The sequence below is a fragment of the Pedobacter sp. T50_32 genome (assembly GCF_057652195.1).
On the sequence record NZ_JBYFBY010000001.1, the window covers coordinates 105,054 to 125,448 of the forward strand.

Here is a 20,395-nt window from a genome sequence, read left to right on the forward strand (position 1 = left end):
CCTTACCCCAAAGATGCGGAGATCTAAATTTATCTACTAATTCATGGAATTGGTTAGCATCCATATCCAAGTACTTCATAACGTCATCAAAATAACGATCTGGGAATTCGCCATCAAAACGGTTAACCAACGCGACCCCTTCCTCTCGGGTTAAGTGTTTGTTTCTAATCTCTTGAGACGCATCATAACTTGCTCTACCAATACCGAATTTAATGAAAGTAGTATAGAAGTGCAAATCATCAATTTTATCATCTATCCCGCTATATTTACTATAGGTTCCTTGTGTTCTGTGAGGCCTCGCTTTGAATCCTGTATTTTCAACAGCATAGTAGTAAACTTCTTGTGGAGTCCATTTTAGGTAATAGCCTAAGTAATGAACTTCAATATTTGCTCTTTCTAAATCTGCGGCAGTCGGCGGAAGATAAGCCATCAAATCACTTAATCTAACGTCATGTTTTTCCATTAAATCTTTAATAGAAACTCCAGCAAGATAAATATCATCTAAATGTTCAAAACTGTAATATGATTTATCCCTTAATGAACTAGTGTTATCTGCTAATGGATTTCCGTATTCCGCTTCATTTTCTCCGTAAAAAATCAAATTGATGCCATGAGCTGCAGCTATTTTAGGGGCAAGATTTTTTTGACCGAGGATAAATGTTTGAAACGGGTGCATTAAATTTTCTATAGACAATTTGGTAAGCAGTTTCATCACTTTTCCGTTTCTGTAGAATGATACGTTATCAAAACCGCTATCTAACCAATTTCTCCAGTTATTTAATCCATAATCTGTATATAAAATTGGTGGCCAAGTACAAGTAAGTGGATTCATGTTGTATTTGTACTTCAGAATATGTGCTTGATATGCGCTATCTTTACCACCACTGCCTGGAACTAGACAGTCGTAAGAGCCATCATTCTTTCTATGCTTATCCAATAGTGCAACCAGTTCTTCTTCACGCATTCCCCAGTTAATTCCGTCTTTAATTTCGGCGGTTCTACATGCGTCACAAACACCATGCTCATCAAAGTTCATGGTTGTTTTCTTACTATCTTTAGTATGTTTAAATTCAATGGTCGAAGCCGGCCTTTGATTAGACATTACACAAATTTTACAGAATTTCACTTCTGTAGGCAAGCCATAATATGCTTCTAGTTCTTGTTTTTCACTCATGATATTAAGTTATAATTTTTAGCCCAATTTTTATAAATCGATAGTCCCTTTTCGCCACTCTTCTCTGGATGATACTGCGTAGCAAATAGATTATTCTCTGAAATTGCAGAGCAAAATTCAATTCCATCATAATTTGTAGTTGTTAGGATACAACTATTTTTAGCAGGTTCAACATAGTAAGAGTGTATAAAATACATGAATTCTCCATCTTGAAGTTCTTTCAGTGCAGTATCTCCCCAACTTTGGTTGCTACCATATATTCTATTCCAGGCAATTTGAGGTACTTTAATTTTCTTGCCATTTAACTCTTCCGGAAATCTTTTAATTACTCCAGAAATTAAATCTAGTCCATTTCCTGCTCCAAATTCTTCGCTTTCTGTAAACAACAATTGTTGGCCCAAACATATTCCGAAAATTGGCGTCCCGGCTTTCACTTTCTCTTTGATGGCGTCTACCAAGTCCAGTGATTTCAAGTTGTTCATCGCCTCAATAAAAGCTCCAACACCAGGTAAGATAAGTGCGTCCGCATTTAGAATATCTTCTTTTGACGAGCTGATTTTCGCATTCATCCCTACAGTTTCACATGCTTGGTTCACACTAAATAAATTACCCAATTGATAATCTATAATCGTTACTTTTTTATTGCTTTCCATTTTATATTCTACAATCAATTTTATAGTCTACCAAAGTGTTTTTTAAACTGTTTATGCTGCAAGATTCAAAGGTATGAAAGTTTCTTTTTTGTTTCAAAAATTCTACATTCCCTTCAAGCATTGATCCTTTAGACTCATTTTCCTTAATGAAATCATAATGGAAAAGTGAAGAAATCATTACGGCATCTGCTTGCGCTTTTTCCAATACTTCCACAACATGTGCTTTTTTACCGGCTCCACCGTGAGCAATAATTGGACAGCTTACCAGACTACTTACTTTTGATACTAAATCTAAATCAAACCCTTGCCCAGTTCCTTCTTTATCAACAGAGGTAATTACAATTTCGCCTGCACCTAGTTCATCAACCTTTTGTGCCCATTCAAAAACATCTACACCTGTATATTCCCTGCCATTATCTGTATAAGCTAGATATTTTCCTTCTCCTTCTTTAATAGCTTCTATTGCCACAACAATTGTTGAAGACCCAAACATTCTCGAAGCTTCTTTAATTAAATTTGGGTTTTTAATAGCTGCAGTGTTTAAGCAAACTTTATCTGCACCTGCTCTAAGAACCTCTTTGATATCAGATATTGTTCTTAAGCCACCGCCAACCGTAATTGGGATAAATATCCTCTTTGCGGTTTCAGAAATAATATCATGAAGACTATTACGCTCATACAGTGATGCTACCACATCCATAAACATTAATTCATCGGCACCTTGCTCATAGTAAAACTTAGCAAAATCCGAAGGCTTTCCTAAAACTCTAAGCCCTTCAAGATGGATACCTTTAACTAAATTTGGCCCTTTTATGTCTAGCCTAGGAATTATTCTTACTGTTTTCATTTATTTTATTTATTTGCTTGTAAAAGCTTATATTAAATAGCTGTCCATCCTCCATCAACCATCAAATTATGTCCTGTTATAAACGAAGCATCATCAGACAATAAAAATGTGATTGCAGGGGCAATTTCTTCTGGTTTCCCTAACCGTTTCAAGGGTGATTTTTCGCTATATCTTCTTATAAAAGAAGGATGTTGATTTGCTTCATCTAAAATACCTCCCGGTGAAACACAATTAATCCTAATATTATACCCCCCATAATAGGAAGCTAAATACCGGGAAAAATTAACTACTCCTCCTTTGATTGCCGAATATGCTGCTGGAGAGGTTCCTCCATATTCTTCATAAAGGCTAAAATCGTTACCTACTACGCCATAAATGGAAGCTATATTTACTATCGAACCGCAATTTTGCTTCTTCATTATCGGCAAAACCTTTTGGCAAATATAGAACAAACTATTCAACTGCATGTCAACATTTTCTCTCCATGAGTTTAATTCTATATTTTCAAAACTAGCCCCCCAGTCTTTAGTTCTTGGGTAGGCTAAATTAACTAAGCCATCTATCTTTTTGTATTTTTCTAAAACTTGCTGTATCAGCTCGTCTATTTTCGAAGCCTCAGTAATGTTCTTTTCGATAAAGTCTATATCCTTAAAGGGGAATCTATCTCTTTCAAGGTCTACCGCAACAACAATTGCAGCATTATCAGACAAATGTTTAACCGTCGATCTCCCGATTAAACCATTTGCTCCCGTTACTATAATTACCTTATTTTTTAATTTTTCAAACATAATTTTAACACTTCATAAGCTTCATCAATCGGATTAAATTTTGCTTGTCCAGAGCATATCTTATTTAGAAAAAAATCCATTTGAGACTGATAAGTATCTGCAATGGTATTACTAGATTCGTAGTATACCTCATCATTTTTATAGATAGTATTCTTTAATAAATCTACAATCCAAACATCCTTATCCGTGATGACTTCCAATTGTCTCTTAGGTATTTTCCTATAATAGTTTAATATTACATTAACAGAAAATGTTGGATAGACCCAAAGGTAATTGGCATAATCATTTGCTGTTATATTTAATGATGAGTGGTTGGTAAAGAAACCAGAATTTTTTTGAGGCTTGCCAAATAGCCAATAGACATAATCTAACTCGTGTATCAAATCTATCTCTACCCCCCCTCCCATTTCTTTGTTTGCGCTGTATGTTTTTCGAAAATCTACGTTCTTTCTCCAATTTGGTAAATAAGACCCGCAGTAAACATTTACTTCTTCAATTCTTGGATGATATTTATCTAACACCTCGTTTTTGAAATAAGAGATACAGTTTAAGAAACGTAGATTACAAGCAACATAGCTTACTATTTCAGCATCATTTATATCATTTACCAAATTTTCCATTTCGCGACCTAAGGCAGAAAATAATGGCTTCTCAATAAACAGTGGTATTCTAAACCTTTTCAAATCATCTATTACTTGAAAATGGTTGCCAGTTGGGTTTGAGATTATAGCAAAATCAGGGTTAATTTTTTCAATATCCTCTATAGAATAAATATTCTGAACGCCTTCTACCTCCGACTGGTTTGTCGTACTTCGTAATGCAAAAATCTCTACCGAATTTAGGAGGGCTTTAAGTGATAAGATGTGCTTACCAGCAATTGAGCCAAGCCCTACAATTAGCACTTTCATAAAGCAAAACCAAGTTTGTTTTCTGTAAAGAGGTATGACATAAACTCAAAATCAATGGGATGATCTAAATCAAAACACAGATGCGGAACTTCATATATCAAACTCCTGTTTTCTGTAATTACTGTGCTGTAGTTATCTTCAAAAAATTCCTTTTTGAAAACATAAAAAGACGCATTAAGGTCATATACTTTAGGGGCTGACTGCCTAGTAAGAAACTTCCCTTTTTTACATAGTCCATAAAACCCTGAGGGTAGTTCCTCAACCATATTAAAATAAGGGTTACGGTTTGCCGGACTAACAGAAAAAAGATTCAGTGCATTTTCGTTTTCAAAAAGCATTGACTTGGCTATTTGTAAGTCTTCCACTGTTCTTAAAGGAGAAGTTACATCTAAATCTATGACATAATCATAATTGCAGCTATTACTTTCTTGCGCATAGCGTTTAATATCTTTAATGACATCTAATTTACCAGCTTGATCTGTAGCCAGACTCTCAGGTCTGGTATATGTTGTATTTATGTTAGGTATATTTAATTTATCTACTACATTTCGTATTTCCTCAGAATCTGTTGATAGAAAAATATCTACATTATTTTTTAGAGAAAAATTAAATGCTGTATTCAATGAATAAAATATCAGGGGTTTTCCTCCCAGCTCTCTTATATTTTTACCAGGTATTCCCTTAGAACCACCCCTTGCACATATTGTGATTAATCCTTTCATATATCTATAGATTAATATGTTTTATGTCTTCTTGGGCCTTCTTAAAATCATCGGGTTTCCCTATATCTAACCAATATCCGTTAATTGGGTATGTAATTAATTTTAGATCCATTTCTAGAACTTTTTCCATTAGATCTGTAATATTAAAGAACGTATCTGCAGGTATCATGTTTAACAATTTCTTCTTGAGGATATAAATACCTGCATTTGAATAATAAGTATATCTTGGCTTTTCTTTTAAAGATTTTATCGATATCCCTTCTCCAAGTTCTAAAACACCATAGGGTACATCAACATGATAACTCGTTGCGGCTACAATCATATCTGCACTAGAATCTCTATAAGTTTTATAGAAATCATAGAAATCAATGTTTGTAAGCAGGTCACTATTCATTACAATAATGTCATCGTGTAGGAATCTATCGACCAAGAGTATTGATCCAATGGTACCTAAAGGCTTGTCTTCTTTTACATAAGAGATCTGTATTCCTTTCGAGTCGCCATTTCCAAAATAATTAATTAATTGATCTCCCAGGTAATTAATGCTAAGATTTATTTTTTTAACTCCATGATTAATTAATCTGTCAATGTTATATTCTATAATAGGCTTACCGCCTACTTCAAGTAATGGCTTTGGTGTATTTTCTGTTAATGGTCTTAGTCTCTTTCCTTCTCCTCCCGCCATTAAAATGGCATCTACAGGCAAAATAGTTTTTTGGAAACTAAAACTAAGAACATCTACAATTATCGATTCTTCATTTAAAATTGGGATTACCTTAAATGAATTATTTCTATATTCTTCTATTTTTTTGAGATCGTAACCATTCTCTTGTAGATAAACTGGCGATGATTGTACAAAATCTAAAAGTCTATTTGAAAAGTCAAGCCCTTTGATAAATCCTCTTCTTAAATCTCCGTCAGTTAGTGAGCCTAATAATTTGTTGCTTGAATCTGTAACAAACAAAATAGAATCTGGGGCTATTTCGTCCAATTTAATTAAAGCTTCCCTAACAGATTGATTTTTATCTATAATATGCTTTGCTACTATTTCTTTCATACTAAATCAAAAAAATTCTTCATTTCTAGTCCCTTATTAAGGGATTTTTTTAATACATCGTACACTTTTCCTGTTGTGCTACCATTACCATAAGGATTTTCTATAGTAACTTTCTTCGAGCCGAGTAGCTTAACTTGTTCAAAGGCATTTGCTATTGCTTCACAACTTGTTTCACAATTTATCACACTATTAGCCTGTATTCTCCCACTTTGTCGGCCTCCAATATTTATTGTAAATGTTGCTAAAGACGGAGCCTCTATAATACCGCTAGAACTATTACCAACTATGGCATTGCAATGCTTTACTAAAGAAAGAAATTTAAGAGAACCCAAAGAGTCGAAAGCTTTAGATGTCTCGGGGTTCTTAGTTACATACTCGTTGATCAGTTTGTTCAAGATTCTTCCATCTGTATCTGCATTAGCTTTGGTAAAAACAAAAAAGCTATCTTCTTGTTGATCAATGGCACTTAACAGCTCTTCGAACTGCTGCACAACACTTTGTTTACTAAGCGTTTCTGGGTGGAAAGTTATTTGATAATTATACTTCTTAAACTTGATATCTAATTGCTTTTCTAAATCTTCCTTAGAAAGAAGTTGTTGATTTACAATATTATCTAATCCAATAGCTCCCACATTAAAAACTCTTTCGGGAGCTTCCCCCATCTGTATCACTCTATTTTTATATTCTTCTGTAGAGGTAAAATGTAAATAACTCAATTTAGTAATGGCATGTCTAATTGCATCATCATAGGCTCCTTCGGTTATTTCGCCCCCATGTATATGTATAATAGAAATTTTAAATATGGTGGCAGATGCCGCAACAGCTAACATTTCATATCGATCGCCTAAAATAATAACTACATCTGGTTTTAACTGAGCAAATGCATCTGCGTAACCTATCATCCCTATCCCCATTGATTTAACTATGCCAGAATCTGTATCTGCCGATAAAAGCATTTCTACTTTACTATCGATCGCATAACCATCTGTTTCTATTTGAGCGTATGTTAATCCAAACTCTGGAGATAAATGGGCTCCTGTAACCAATATTTGTAAAATAAAATCTTCTTCTTCCTTAATTTTTTTAATTAAGGGTTTTAGCAAGCCATATTCTGCTCTTGTAGCTGTTACAATACAGATTTTCTTCATTCTAGTCTAATTAAATCATCAGCAGAGAAATCAAATACCGCTGTGTTACCTATAACTTGATCCCAAAGCATAGGAGATATGCCATCTCCTGGTCTCTTAACAGTTATATTATCTTCTGTGAACACCTCGCCTTTTTTAATATTTGTTAGTGCAACTATGCTTTTTCTAGCAATAGCTATATTTTTAACTTCCGAACTAGAAGGCTCTTTAATACCAGAACCTTTTAATGCGCTTTCAATATTTCTAATGGCAGATACCATTGCCTTTAATTCCTTTGGTTCTAATGATGCGATGTGGTCTGGTCCTGGCAAATTACGATCTAATGTATAATGCTTTTCGATCATTGTTGCCCCTAAAGCAACGGCTGCAATTGGGACTTCGATACCTAATGTATGGTCAGAATAGCCAATCGCTGTTCCAAATTCTTCGCCAATAGTAAGCATTGCTTTCAAATTGACATCTAGCATTGGTGTAGGATACTCTGTATTACAATGCAAAATTGTAATGTTATCTTTTGCAATACCTGCATCTAAAAACACATTTAAGGCCGATCTGATATCTTCAAGCGTTGCCATTCCTGTGGAAAGAATTACCTTATCAAACAATTTTGCTGCTAAACGCAGATACGGCAAGTTGGTTATCTCTCCAGAAGGAATCTTCACCATATCTAAGCCAATTTCCGATAAATATTGTAGTGAAACCAAATCAAATGCTGTTGAAAAAAATTGAATATTTTTCTGCTTACAATACTGGATTAGTTTTTCATGATCATCTTCAGAAAGCTCCAATTTCTGTAACATTTCTAGTTGAGATTCATCTGCATTATTTGTATTATCAATCTGATAATCTGCTTTTTTTGCAATTCCAGAAACTAATTTGTCTGCTTTGAAAGTTTGAAATTTAACATAGTCAACGCCAGCATCTACAGCTGTGTCAATCAATTTAAAAGCATTTTCTATGCTTCCATTATGATTTACGCCTGCTTCTGCAATTATAATCGTGTGCTTCATTTTTTAATACTTTTAGCGGGATTACCAGCTTGTATATCGCTTATATTAACATTGTTTATTACTACCGATCCTGCCCCTATCACAGCTTTGTCTTCAATAATAATTTGATTAGCGATAGTGGCATTACTTCCAATAAATACTCCATTACCAATCCTACAGTTCCCGTTTACAGTAGCTCCAGTAGAAATGTGAGTATGATTGCCAATAATAACGTCATGCTCAATGTCACATTTGTTGTTTAGAATACAATTATCACCAATCGTAGCCCCTGCATTAACTATAACATGGTTCATCACAATACTACCGGCACCAATCTTGCTATACTCAGAAACATAGGCTGATGGAGCCACTATGGTAGCTATATCTGCATGGTTTTCTCTTAGCTTATTGAATAGTTTTTCTCTTAAAGTTGCTGATTTTATTTGCCCTACGGTTATCAAGAAACCATATCCTAATTCAGCATATTTGATAATGTCTTGGTCTGTTCCAATTATTTGATAATCAAATACTGTTGTCCCTACCAATTCTGCCAAATCTAATATGCCCATAATTTCAAATTGTCCAGTTTGTTCAATTACATCGATACAAACTTTGCAATGTCCGCCCCCGCCAATTAGAATAAGCTTAGTCTTCATCAATTATCTTGTCCTGTAGCCGCTTGGTATATTCACCAATCTGTCTGCAATCCAAATGCTGTTGGTAAGTTCGTCTGTTTGACAATCCTCAAACATTGGTAGACGGTTCATCAATTCCCACACAGGCCTCGTCATGACGCCCCTATCATTGGTATACGCTAAAAAATCCTCCCTCTGAGCTGAATCAGCTAATAGAACAGCATTTAACCAATAATTTGATTTGGAATTGTCTGGTTCCTGAACAAAATCGATAGATAGCTCGTTAAACAACGTGATATACTTTGAAGTTAATTCACGTTTATTTTCTACAAACATTGCCAATTGTTCTAATTGGGCACAGGCTAACGCAGCGTTCAAATTTGGCATTCGGTAATTATAACCTATTTGATCATGTACAAATTCCCATTTATGAGGAACTTTAGCTTGGGTAGTTAAGTGTTTAGCTCTTTTGGCAAGCTCCTCATCATTAGTAATTAAAGCACCGCCACCTCCACAAGTTACTGTTTTGTTGCCATTGAAACTGAATACACCCAATTTACCAAACAAACCTGTATGTTTACCCTGATAATAACTGCCCAACGACTCTGCTGCATCTTCGACTACTGTAATTTGCCATTCTTCACATATGGAAACAATTTCATCAATCTTGCAAGGCAAACCAAAAGTATGCATAGGCACACAAGCAGCTATTCGTTTACCTGTTGATTTATTATAACAGCCACCAGCTCGCAGTTCGGCATTTGCTTCTAGAAAATTTTTCAAAGCAACTGGCGACATACCTAATGTCTCTTTATCTACATCTATAAACACAGGTTTTGCATTAATATAAGAAATAGCATTTGCTGTAGCTATGAATGTTAATGCTTGCGAAATTACCTCATCTTCGCTTGTTACATTAGCTAGTATAAGTGCCAAATGAAGCGCATTTGTTCCATTTACAATAGCCACGGCATGTTTTGCACCTGTAATTTCGACCATCATTTCTTCAAAACGATTTACATAAGCGCCAACTGAAGAAACAAAAGTTGAGTCAATTGCATCCAACACATACTTGCGCTCATTCCCTATAAACACAGGCTCGTGTAAGGAAATAAAATCTTTATCAGGATATTGCTCTTTTACGAAATCAACTACTTTTTGAAATTTTTCCATATTACATTTTAGCATCTAAGTACTTCCCAGTTTCTTTATGACCAAAATCTGGAATAATTTGATGGAATAATTCTACTATTTGTTCTTTAGACCATTTCTTGTCAGACTTATATTTTGATATAACCGCTGTAAAATTATTCAGTTTATTATCATCAAATTGAAGTTCATTTTTGATAATACCTAAATTTTCGAATTTGGCCATATCCAAAATTTCTCTTGACGTAAAAAACTCTTCGAAATCTTTTTCGCCAGTAGTATCACTAGTTGTGAATAGGCAAGGCCATTTCTTCTTTTGAGGCAAGGTTTTAACTAATTCACGTGCTTCCTCTTCGGTTTGGCACAAAAATGGTTCATAGCCGAGGTCGTTCAGATACTTTACTGCAATGTCTGCAAAGGTTATTAGATGTAGATCTTCGCTCAGTTTTGGGAAGAAAATATCTCTATTTTCTCCGAAAATGCATGACATCAAGCATAATTCGCCAGACTCTTTAGGAATTACAAAATATCTTTTAATATCATTTGGAGCAACTATTGGCTGCATTTTTTGAATACGTTGATTGAAGCCATGCAGTAATGAGCCATCAGAAAATGCGACGTTCGCAAATCTAGCGGTAGAAATAGAAATCTCTTGGCTCTTTCGCATTAAAAACATCTCCATGATGCGTTTCGAGGCGCCCATCATATTTACCGGATTTGCAGCTTTATCCGTTGAAACACAGAAATATTTTTTTACCCCCTTTGCTATCGACTGATTGATGGTCTTTTCTGTATTAAATATGTTCACGTCAATCATTCGCATTAGCGTAAAAGGATCTTTCTCGCTACGTACATGTTTTAATGCCGATAAGTTCAGTACGTAGTCAAACTGACCATCAGCTTCAATAAAAGCATCATACTCTATTGAACCGATGTCTAACGCAAATGTCTGAAAGTCGCCATCTATATAACCAAAAGAACTTCTAATATCTCTTACCAGCTCAACCATATTGTTTTCGCTGATATCAACTACGTGAAGTTTTTTAGGATTTCTTTTAAAAATTTCTTTGGTTACTGCCTGTCCTATTGAGCCAGCACCGCCAATTACCAAAAATTTAGATCTGCTTACAATTTCACGAAGTTGATCATCATGCTTTTGAATATCATGATGAAACAATTCAGTATCTCTTCCAATTAAGTTTAATAATTTCATGAGCAATATCTATCTTCTATAACCTACCATTAACAAGCCCTTTATCCAAGAAAGATTTTGTATCAAAAATTATCGATTCTCTTTGTCTTTTTAGATCTTCATAATTAATGCTTAAAAACTCATTATGGCTTACTGCAAGTACAATGGCATCATACTTCTGCTCTAGCTTATTCGTCAGCTGTATCCCGTACTCTTCCGATACTTCTCCTGCATCTGCATGTGGATCATACACATCTACTACAAGTCCAAATTGAAGTAATTCTGTATAAATATCAATCACTTTAGAGTTTCTAGTATCTGGACAATTCTCTTTGAAAGTAACACCTAATATTAGGGCTTTTGCTCCTTGTATCTTATACCCCCCATTAATCATTAACTTAATAACCTTATTAGCGACAAACATACCCATGTTATCATTCACTCGCCTTCCGGAAAGAATAACTTGGGGATGATAGCCTAATGCTTCAGCTTTGTGAGCTAAATAGTAAGGGTCTACCCCTATACAATGGCCTCCTACAAGTCCTGGTTTATATTTTAAAAAATTCCATTTAGTTCCAGCCGCCTCTATAACATCTGAAGTATCAATTCCAATTCGGTCAAATATCAGAGCTAATTCATTCACAAACGAAATGTTTATATCTCTTTGAGCATTTTCAATAGCTTTACTAGCTTCTGCTACCTTTATACTTGTTGCTTTGTACGTTCCTGCCGTAATAATGCTTCCATATAATTGGTCCACAATCTCTGCAATTTCTGGTGTAGAGCCTGAAGTTACCTTAATTATTTTAGTAAGGGTATTTACCTTATCCCCTGGATTAATCCTCTCTGGGGAGTACCCACAAAAAAAATCTTTATTATACTCAAGCTTAGAATATTTTTCTAAGATTGGCACACAATCTTCTTCAGTACATCCCGGATATACAGTTGATTCATAGATGATGATATCACCCTTTTTAAGAATTTCTCCAAGCATTTTGGATGCACTAAGTAGTGGAGTTAAATCTGGGGTCTTAAATTTATTTATTGGGGTAGGAACAGTAACGATATATATATTACAATTTGAAATTGCTTGTATATCTGAAGAAAAAACTAATGTTTTATTTTCAATTACCGCATTCAAAGTTACTAAATCTGCTTCCTTAGTTCTGTCCTCACCTCTTTGAAGCTCATTTGTTCTGTTTTCATTTATATCGAAGCCTACAACATTAAATTTCGTCGCAAACTCTATCGCCAATGGTAGCCCAACGTAACCAAGGCCAATGACCCCTATTTTATAATTATCCATTAATAATTCCTTTATATATTCTATATATTGTTAAATAAAAAAAAGTAAAAACCCCAAACAATAATGCTCCAAATACAATTCCCTTTGCTTTGCCTAGTTTATCTTCCTTAAGTGGATAAATCGGTCCATCTATAATTTCAATTAAAGGAGTCTCTTTCATCAGAGACATCTTACTCATCTCTAGGTTTTTTACCATCTCGCCCAATACAGCTTTATTGGTTTCTGCAGAAAATTGGGCTCGCTGTACTGGCGCTGCTCGTTGTACTTGTCTAGTGGGATTCAAGTTAGGTGTAGCATCCGCTACCGAAGCTGCAGAATAAATGGCTCCATTCATCACTGCTCTAACCGAATCTGTTTTATGTTGCAGAATCTTAACATTATCTAGCGACTTTTTAGTCTTGGTTTGCACGTAGAAATCGTTAACGTTCTTTACTAATTCTTCATTGAAACGTTTGGCAAAAATTTCTCCTTTAGCTTTTACGTCGATCTGAATTTTACTCAATTTCTTATCTGGTTTAGAGACATTTAGATAATTTCTATTGATATCCTCAACGATCTTTCCTACTACGCTGTCTCTAAGTCTATCACGTTTGATATTAACAGTGTTTAATGTAAAGACAAGGTTCTTCAATTTAGGTTTTTTTGACCATTTTTCTCGTAACTCGTTAATTTCGATATAACTTTCAATAAGTGGGATTTTCGAGGAACTGTCAACCGGACTGAATAGAGTCTTCTCGATCATCTTACGCGACTTATAGAGGTCTAGAATATTGTCACCCTGGAAGATGCCTCCACCTCCGCCCCCTAGGTCAATCCCCATCATAGAGGCCACCCCAGCATAAGTGCTAAGTCCGCCACTTTTCTCGCCACTTTCTAAAACAAATGTTGTAGTTGCAGTATAAATTGGCTTCTTTACTAATGAGTATCCAAAGCCTAATATTCCTCCAAAAATACCTGCGGCTATGATGATCCACTTCTTACTCCAAAGATATAGCCACAATTGCTTAATTTTTAAGATGAGTTCTTTTAATGAAATTTCATCTTCCTGAATATTCTTGTTTCTCTCCGTTTCTTTTGTCATTGTTGTTTGTACAATTAAACTAAAACTTTTCTCTTTTTAGCATAACTTTTGATATTTCTACTATCGTATATATGACTTATCATTTCAACCACTTTAACACCGTCCTCAAGAGATACATCTGCAATTCCGTTATTTTTCAAAACATGAATTACATTGTCTATCACACAATTATGATTAGATGCAGAACCTTTATAAGTACCGTAGTTATTCATTAACAGTTCGTCAGGGAATACAGGTTGTTCAGCACCTTCGACGTGACTATACTCTAAACAGTTCATATATTGACCGCCGATCTTTATTGTTCCTTTTTTTGCTATCACAGTAATACTACTTTCGAAGTTACTTTGGTAAACACATGTCGAATAATTGATAGAACCAATACCTCCATTTACAAAATCGAAAGAAATTACACCGCTATCCTCAAATTCGGTACTATGTTGATGATTAAAGTTAAAAAACTTCGTTTGTAAATTTTTTATATCACCAAAAGTCCAATGCAATACGTCTATAAAGTGAGAGAACTGAGTATATAAGGGACCTCCATCTAATGAAAGTGTGCCATGCCAACTTCCTTTAGTGTAATAATTATCATCTCTATTCCAAAAGCAATTCAATTGAACAACAAATATTTCACCTAACTTGCCGTTAGCAACAATTTCCTTAAGCCACTTTACAGTTTTAGAGTACCTATTTTGCACCACAGGGAAAACTTGTTTCCCGCTAGCCAAAGCTACAGCAGAAATAGAATGTGCTTCAGCCGCAGTCAATGCAATCGGCTTTTCAATTATCACATTAAGTCCCTGATTCAAACAACTGATTGCCTGACTTGCATGTAATCCGTTTGGAGTACAGATATTAACAACATCTACCTGTGGGCCAGTTGACAAAAAATCTTCTAAATTTTTAAAATGTGGAACATTAAAATTCGAAATTTGCAATTTCTGCCCATCAACAGGATCGATAATTGCAACCAGTTCTGCTTCTGGGTGCTTCTGCACCAATTCAGCATGTCTCTTCCCAATATGGCCACAACCTAAAATAGCAAATTTTATGTGCTCAGACATTATTTCAACTCAACCAATTGATTATCTATCAACTTATATTTTATATTACATTCCGAGCAAACCGCTACGTCACCTACGTTAAAATTGAGTACATTCCCACACTTACTTACCCAACCTTTATGTTTTCCTGGAGTACCAACGATCAACGAGTGCGCTTTTACATCCTTCGTAACTACTGCGCCAGCTCCGATCATCGCATAATTGCCTATCGTTACTCCACAAATAATGGTGGAATTTGCCCCAATGGAAACACCAAAGCCAACAGTCGTTTTTAAAAATTGATGTTTACGATTGACAAAACTTCTCGGCATCTTTACATTTGTAAACACTACAGAGGGGCCAACAAAAACATCATCTTCAATTAAAACCCCATCGTAAATAGAAACGTTGTTCTGTACCTTAACCCCATTTCCCAAAATTACATTGTTGGCGACCATTACATTTTGTCCCAAAATACAATTTTCTCCAATTATAGCATTCTGCATTACATGCGAAAAATGCCAAATCTTAACTCCTTCTCCAATTTGAGCACCTTCATCAACAACTGATGTTTCATGTACAAAGTAATTAAGCATAAGTAAAGAAACGGTTGATGTGCTCGACCACGTAGTCTTGTTGTTCAGAGGTAAGTGCAGGAGAAATGGGTAGTGCTAAAACCTTCTTACAAATACTTTCGGAAGCATGTAATTCTCCTTCTTTGTATCCCAAATATGAGTAGGCTTCTTGTAAATGATTAGGTTTATCATAATAGATCATTGTAGATATGCATTGATCTTCTAGATATTTTTTCAGACTATTTCTTTGAGATTCATTTTGTAGCTGGATACAATATTGATTGAAACTATGTTTAATATCTGCTGTTTCCTCTGGCAGCTTGATACCGAGCTTTCTTAAACCCTCTGAATAGTGCTGTGCTAACTTTCTTTTCTTTTCAACATCATCATCAAGCTTTTTAAGCTGATATATTAAAATAGCCGCTTGGAGCGTATCCAATCTTGAGTTAATACCTATATATTGATGTTCGTATTTTTTTTTCTGACCATGGTTGGCTAACATCTTAATCTTTTCCGACAGCCTTAAAATATTGGTAAATATAGCTCCGCCGTCCCCAAAACATGCGAGATTTTTAGTGGGGAAAAAAGATGTACAACCAATATTACCTATAGTTCCTAACTTGCGCCCTTTATATTCGCCTCCCAATGACTGAGCCACATCTTCTATTACAGAGATATGATGCTTATCTGCTATCGTCATGATTGCGTCCATATTTGCAGCACCACCAAAAAGATGAACTACTATGATAGCCTTGGTTTTTGGCGTTATTTTTTCGGCGATACTTTCTGCACTGATATTAAAATCATTAGCATTTACATCGGCAAAAACAGGAACCAAACCCAATAAGGCGACAGCCTCTGCTGCTGCTATGAAGTTGAACGCAGGAACTATCACTTCATCACCTTTTTCTAAATCCAACGCCATTAATCCTAAAGAAATGGCATCAGTTCCGTTGGCACAAGGAATAACGTAATTGATATTTAGATAATTCGAAAGATTTTTTGCAAAAATCTGAACCTCTGGCCCATTAATATATAGACCTCTTTTTAGTACTTCTTGCATAACCAAGTCTATCTCTGCTTTATTTGCAATGTACTGCGCAGAAGCGTCAAAAAATGGAATTTGTAATTTATTCAATACTATCCTATCAAAAAAGTATCTTACCGGGAAACTGGCTATCATTTCGCCTTAGCTAGCGAACTCTAGCCAAGAAAATCTGAATATTAAATTAGCTTTTTAAACAAAATGCCAACGGTAAATAATATAAACGAAGCCAATTACTGAGATTTTTAATCTATCGGCAGCGTAATCTTATCTTAACAAACTAACTACAATAGCCGCCAATGAAGCTACGCCTGTTCCTATTCCAATCCAAGCTTGCGGACTAATTTTTTCTCTTTCAGCTTTAACAGGAACCATAATTTCTGACCCTGGCTTAACTTTAGGATAGTTATTAAAAAACAAGAATTTCTTAGCTGCCTCTGCTGAACCGTTAGCATACTTGATGTACGCTCTATTTTTCCAGGCACTACTAGTAAAACCACCAGCACCATTAATATATTGTTTAAAGCTTTTGCCAGGGATATAAACTATACTATTTGGATTTAATACCTCTCCTGTTACTTTAACCGTTTGAAGCTGTTTAGGAACACGCACAATATCACCTTCTTCCAAAATCAAATCTTGCCTAGACAAAGGTTTTTCCAAAATACGCTCTAAGTTAATTCCAACCAAATCAGATTGAACCAACTTTTCGTCAATTTTTTTAGTGCCTTCGTTTTCTTTGCCATTCTTTTCCTGAACACGCTCTAAATTCAAGAATTTCTTCTCTTCCTCTTCCTTATTGTTTATGGCATTCTTATCCGCTGGATTAACTTTCTCAGCCCCTGGACGTTTCAAAGAAGCACCCTCAGCATAAGCAAATGGCGTTAAACCACCAGCTCTTTTAATTAAATCTGATATGCGATAATCTTTGCTTGTTATAGTATAAGGCCCCGGATAAAGTACCTCTCCCTCAATTTTAACCTGTTTCTGAATGGCATATCCTTCAGAATTTCTCACAGAAATAATATCAAATGGCCTAATCTCAAACTTATCTCCCAAAACCCTCAAGTTTTCATCTACGTTAACTACAAACACGTCAGCGGTCTTTGAAGATGTAGAATTTGGATCCGTATTTTTAATTCTTCTAGAAACCTCAATTCTATTTGGCGCTGCACCTTCCCTTAAACCTCCAGCCATCTGTATGACATCTTCCAATTTCAAATTTTCGGCGAATTGAAAAGTGCCTGGCGCTCTAACTTCACCTTGGACGGTCACCGAATACTCTTCTCTTAAATCGAAGATCGAACTGATAGTTACTTTGTCTTCCCTTGTTAGAGGGATATCTTTTTCTTCACCGGAAAGAATCTTAGCTACATCAAATGAGATAAAATACTGTGTTTTATCCGGGTTTAAACGATTGATGTATCCTCTATTTAAAAAAGCATCTTCGGTAATTCCATCTGCCTTCCTAATCAATCCTCTTAGCGTAAGGCCTTTATCTAAAGCATAAACACCTGGTCTGAATACCGAACCAATAATTTCAACACGATTTTCAAAACGTTCTAAGATTGCTTCTACGACAAATTTATCTCCATTCTTAGGTTGAAACGTGGCATATTGTGATGAAGAAATATCTCTAATTCTTCTCTCTTTGTTTGTATTTTGAAAGGTTTTGATTTTAGCAGTGTATGCTTCAGCAGTAAAACCTTTGGCAAAGTTGATCACATCTTGCAAGGTTTCTGTTCCTTTTATTTCGAAAATGGCAGCTTCCTTAACTTCTCCAGAAATTTCTACTCGCTTATCATAAGCCGGGATATTGATTACATCCTGATCTTGCAAACGAATATTTCCTTGTTGAATTCCTCTCAATAAGAAATCATAAACATCAATTGTAGAGATTATTCTATTATTTCGGATTACTTGAATATTTCTGAAAGAACCGTTTTGTGATGGTCCGCCTGAAACATATAGCACTCTAAATACATTGGCAAGCGACGGCAATGTATAGGTACCTGCCTTTACGGCCTGACCCGTTACTGTTACTTGGATGCTTCTGATGTTTCCTAAATTGATGGCAACGGAAGTTCTACCCGTTCTTAAAGCCGGATAGGTCTTAGACATTGCTGCTCTTATTTTAGAAGATGCTTGTTCAACACTTAAACCAGCAACAGCAATTCTTCCTACATATTCTAAATTGACTACACCTTCTGGGCTTACTTGTAGGTTATATGAACGTTCGTTATCACCTGTCAAATCAACGATAAGTTGGTCATCTGGACCAATAACATAACTTTTTGGTGTAGCAATCCTTAAATTTGGTTCAAATGTAATACTTCCATTTCTAAACAAATCTGACCCGAAGATTTTTGCTTGGATTTCACCATCATCTTCTTTCTTATCGTTGGTAATAGACCCACCATCAGTAGTTTCGCTATATTCCCTACCAGTACCTGTTGTAGGTTTGTCTGTAGTTTGTACGCCAGCACCTTGTTTTTTCAGCTTTTCTACTCTTGCTTTAAACTTTACAAGTTCTTCCGGTTTAACCCCTCTATTTTGTGCTACTTGCGCCAGTTGTGCTTCGGACGTATAACCCATTGATTCTGCCTGTTTTACAATCTGTAGAATCTGAGCATCAGAAAGCTCATCTACCTTGATGTTAGATCCAACCTGTGCAAAGGTTGAAGCTGATAAAATGATAAATGAGAGTAATAGAAATATTTTTTTCATAAGCCGTAGCCGTGTCCTTTTTACTTTTTATTATTCGAAATAATTTAAGGTCTGGTAATCTCCCTGTTTTAGGTATTCATCTTTCTTCATTAGGTTAAGGTCTGATTGCATCATATCCTCTACCAAAGCTTGCAGATCGTATTTAGGCTGCCAGTTAAGCTGGGTTTTAGCTTTAGTTGGATCACCTAACAACAAATCTACTTCGGTTGGTCTAAAATACTTAGGATCTACCTTAACTACTGTTTCTCCAAGTTTAAGTACTTCAACATTTAAACCTAATTGCAAACCTTTTTCTCTGTCGATATCTATAATTACACCTGTTTCCTTTTCGTCTTTACCAGAAAACTCAACAGTAATGCCAAGTTCTGCAAAAGCCATACGCACGAAATCACGTACAGTTGTTGTAATACCAGTAGCAATAACGTAATCTTCCGCCTTTTCTTGTTGCAAGATTAACCACATCGCTTCAATGTAATCTTTAGCGTGCCCCCAATCTCTTTGTGCTGAAAGATTACCAAGATATAGGCACTTTTGCAGGCCCAAAGCAATTTTAGAAGCTGCTCTAGTAATTTTACGTGTTACAAAAGTTTCACCACGTAGCGGACTTTCGTGATTAAATAAAATACCGTTACAAGCAAACATATTATAAGCTTCACGATAGTTAACTGTAATCCAATAACCATAGATTTTAGCTACTGCGTATGGTGAACGAGGGTAGAAAGGCGTATTCTCACTTTGCGGTACAGCTTGCACTAAACCATAAAGTTCTGAAGTAGATGCTTGGTAAATTTTTGTCTTTTCTGTTAGACCTAATATTCTAATTGCTTCTAACAACCTTAATGTTCCAAGACCATCTGCATTTGCAGTATATTCTGGCATTTCGAAACTTACCTGTACATGGCTCATTGCGGCCAGGTTATAAATTTCGTCTGGCTGTGTTTCTTGAATTATACGGATAAGATTGGTAGAATCTGTTAGGTCTCCATAATGCAATTTAAACCTTAGGTTACTCTCATGTTGATCTTGATATAAATGGTCTATCCTATCGGTGTTAAATAGCGAAGATCTCCTTTTAATGCCATGTACGAAATAGCCCTTCTTCAGTAAAAACTCTGCCAAATAGGCGCCATCCTGGCCGGTCACTCCCGTAATCAGTGCAACTTTCATTTATATTTTGAGTAAGATTTAACGTGCGCTATCATATACATCACTTTGTTTGTAATAAAAAAGTTGTAGATGAGCAACGTCGCAAAAATAGTATTTTTATCGAACTTCTATAAGAATTTTACATAGGTAGGTTATTGATTTACACCAAATAGGAATAACGCTGTAGAGATAATGCTCCTAATCCATTGC

General features: G+C 35.4%; 18 protein-coding genes and 1 pseudogene. All 19 read right to left on the reverse strand.

What is annotated here, in order from left to right; all coding sequences use genetic code 11:
• Positions 1 to 37: 37 nt before the first annotated feature.
• Positions 38 to 1,174 (reverse strand): annotated as a pseudogene (locus tag AC23ME_RS00390) (N-acetyl sugar amidotransferase); the annotation flags it as partial.
• The gene (gene hisH, locus AC23ME_RS00395) at positions 1,171 to 1,827 is read right to left on the reverse strand and encodes an imidazole glycerol phosphate synthase subunit HisH (RefSeq protein WP_487725769.1); all 657 of its coding nucleotides are present in this window, start codon (positions 1,825 to 1,827) and stop codon (positions 1,171 to 1,173) included. The pseudogene AC23ME_RS00390 and the gene hisH, both read right to left, overlap by 4 nt.
• A gap of 1 nt (position 1,828) precedes the next feature.
• A complete protein-coding gene (gene hisF / locus AC23ME_RS00400; protein ID WP_487725770.1) occupies positions 1,829 to 2,674 on the reverse strand; it encodes an imidazole glycerol phosphate synthase subunit HisF in 846 nt (281 codons plus the stop codon).
• A gap of 32 nt (positions 2,675 to 2,706) precedes the next feature.
• Positions 2,707 to 3,462: an SDR family oxidoreductase gene (locus AC23ME_RS00405; protein ID WP_487725771.1), complete on the reverse strand. Its 756-nt coding sequence runs from the start codon at positions 3,460 to 3,462 to the stop codon at positions 2,707 to 2,709.
• Complete coding sequence (locus AC23ME_RS00410) at positions 3,447 to 4,370, reverse strand: Gfo/Idh/MocA family protein (RefSeq protein ID WP_487725772.1); 924 nt, start codon at positions 4,368 to 4,370, stop codon at positions 3,447 to 3,449. The genes AC23ME_RS00405 and AC23ME_RS00410 overlap by 16 nt, the downstream gene beginning before the upstream one ends.
• Positions 4,367 to 5,092, reverse strand: coding sequence for an acylneuraminate cytidylyltransferase family protein (locus AC23ME_RS00415; protein WP_487725773.1), 726 nt, complete (start codon positions 5,090 to 5,092; stop codon positions 4,367 to 4,369). The genes AC23ME_RS00410 and AC23ME_RS00415 overlap by 4 nt, the downstream gene beginning before the upstream one ends.
• Before the next feature lie 4 nt (positions 5,093 to 5,096).
• On the reverse strand, positions 5,097 to 6,149 hold the full coding sequence (locus AC23ME_RS00420; RefSeq protein WP_487725774.1) for a nucleotidyltransferase family protein: 1,053 nt from the start codon (positions 6,147 to 6,149) through the stop codon (positions 5,097 to 5,099).
• The gene (neuC, locus tag AC23ME_RS00425) at positions 6,146 to 7,297 is read right to left on the reverse strand and encodes a UDP-N-acetylglucosamine 2-epimerase (RefSeq protein WP_487725775.1); all 1,152 of its coding nucleotides are present in this window, start codon (positions 7,295 to 7,297) and stop codon (positions 6,146 to 6,148) included. Before neuC ends, AC23ME_RS00420 begins: the two co-directional genes overlap by 4 nt.
• Positions 7,294 to 8,307, reverse strand: coding sequence for an N-acetylneuraminate synthase (gene neuB, locus AC23ME_RS00430; RefSeq protein WP_487725776.1), 1,014 nt, complete (start codon positions 8,305 to 8,307; stop codon positions 7,294 to 7,296). The genes neuC and neuB overlap by 4 nt, the downstream gene beginning before the upstream one ends.
• Positions 8,304 to 8,942, reverse strand: coding sequence for an acetyltransferase (locus tag AC23ME_RS00435; RefSeq protein WP_487725777.1), 639 nt, complete (start codon positions 8,940 to 8,942; stop codon positions 8,304 to 8,306). Before AC23ME_RS00435 ends, neuB begins: the two co-directional genes overlap by 4 nt.
• Positions 8,943 to 8,945: 3 nt before the next feature.
• Positions 8,946 to 10,094, reverse strand: a complete 1,149-nt coding sequence (locus AC23ME_RS00440; RefSeq protein WP_487725778.1) for a LegC family aminotransferase — start codon at positions 10,092 to 10,094, stop codon at positions 8,946 to 8,948.
• 1 nt (position 10,095) lies between these two features.
• On the reverse strand, positions 10,096 to 11,283 hold the full coding sequence (locus AC23ME_RS00445; protein WP_487725779.1) for a UDP-N-acetylglucosamine 4,6-dehydratase: 1,188 nt from the start codon (positions 11,281 to 11,283) through the stop codon (positions 10,096 to 10,098).
• Between the two features lie 16 nt (positions 11,284 to 11,299).
• Entirely contained in the window at positions 11,300 to 12,568 is a 1,269-nt protein-coding gene (locus AC23ME_RS00450; protein WP_487725780.1) for a nucleotide sugar dehydrogenase, read from the reverse strand.
• Complete coding sequence (locus AC23ME_RS00455) at positions 12,561 to 13,649, reverse strand: Wzz/FepE/Etk N-terminal domain-containing protein (protein ID WP_487725781.1); 1,089 nt, start codon at positions 13,647 to 13,649, stop codon at positions 12,561 to 12,563. Before AC23ME_RS00455 ends, AC23ME_RS00450 begins: the two co-directional genes overlap by 8 nt.
• 14 nt (positions 13,650 to 13,663) lie before the next feature.
• Positions 13,664 to 14,713, reverse strand: coding sequence for a Gfo/Idh/MocA family protein (locus tag AC23ME_RS00460; protein ID WP_487725782.1), 1,050 nt, complete (start codon positions 14,711 to 14,713; stop codon positions 13,664 to 13,666).
• The gene (locus AC23ME_RS00465) at positions 14,713 to 15,288 is read right to left on the reverse strand and encodes an acyltransferase (protein WP_487725783.1); all 576 of its coding nucleotides are present in this window, start codon (positions 15,286 to 15,288) and stop codon (positions 14,713 to 14,715) included. Before AC23ME_RS00465 ends, AC23ME_RS00460 begins: the two co-directional genes overlap by 1 nt.
• Positions 15,281 to 16,405 (reverse strand): DegT/DnrJ/EryC1/StrS family aminotransferase, encoded by a 1,125-nt coding sequence (locus tag AC23ME_RS00470; RefSeq protein WP_487725784.1) that lies wholly within the window; start codon positions 16,403 to 16,405, stop codon positions 15,281 to 15,283. The genes AC23ME_RS00465 and AC23ME_RS00470 overlap by 8 nt, the downstream gene beginning before the upstream one ends.
• A gap of 174 nt (positions 16,406 to 16,579) precedes the next feature.
• Positions 16,580 to 19,039 carry an SLBB domain-containing protein gene (locus AC23ME_RS00475; protein ID WP_487725785.1) on the reverse strand — a complete coding sequence of 820 codons (2,460 nt, stop codon included), beginning with the start codon at positions 19,037 to 19,039 and terminating at the stop codon, positions 16,580 to 16,582.
• Between the two features lie 30 nt (positions 19,040 to 19,069).
• Positions 19,070 to 20,206, reverse strand: coding sequence for a GDP-mannose 4,6-dehydratase (gene gmd, locus AC23ME_RS00480; protein WP_487725786.1), 1,137 nt, complete (start codon positions 20,204 to 20,206; stop codon positions 19,070 to 19,072).
• Positions 20,207 to 20,395: the final 189 nt, after the last annotated feature.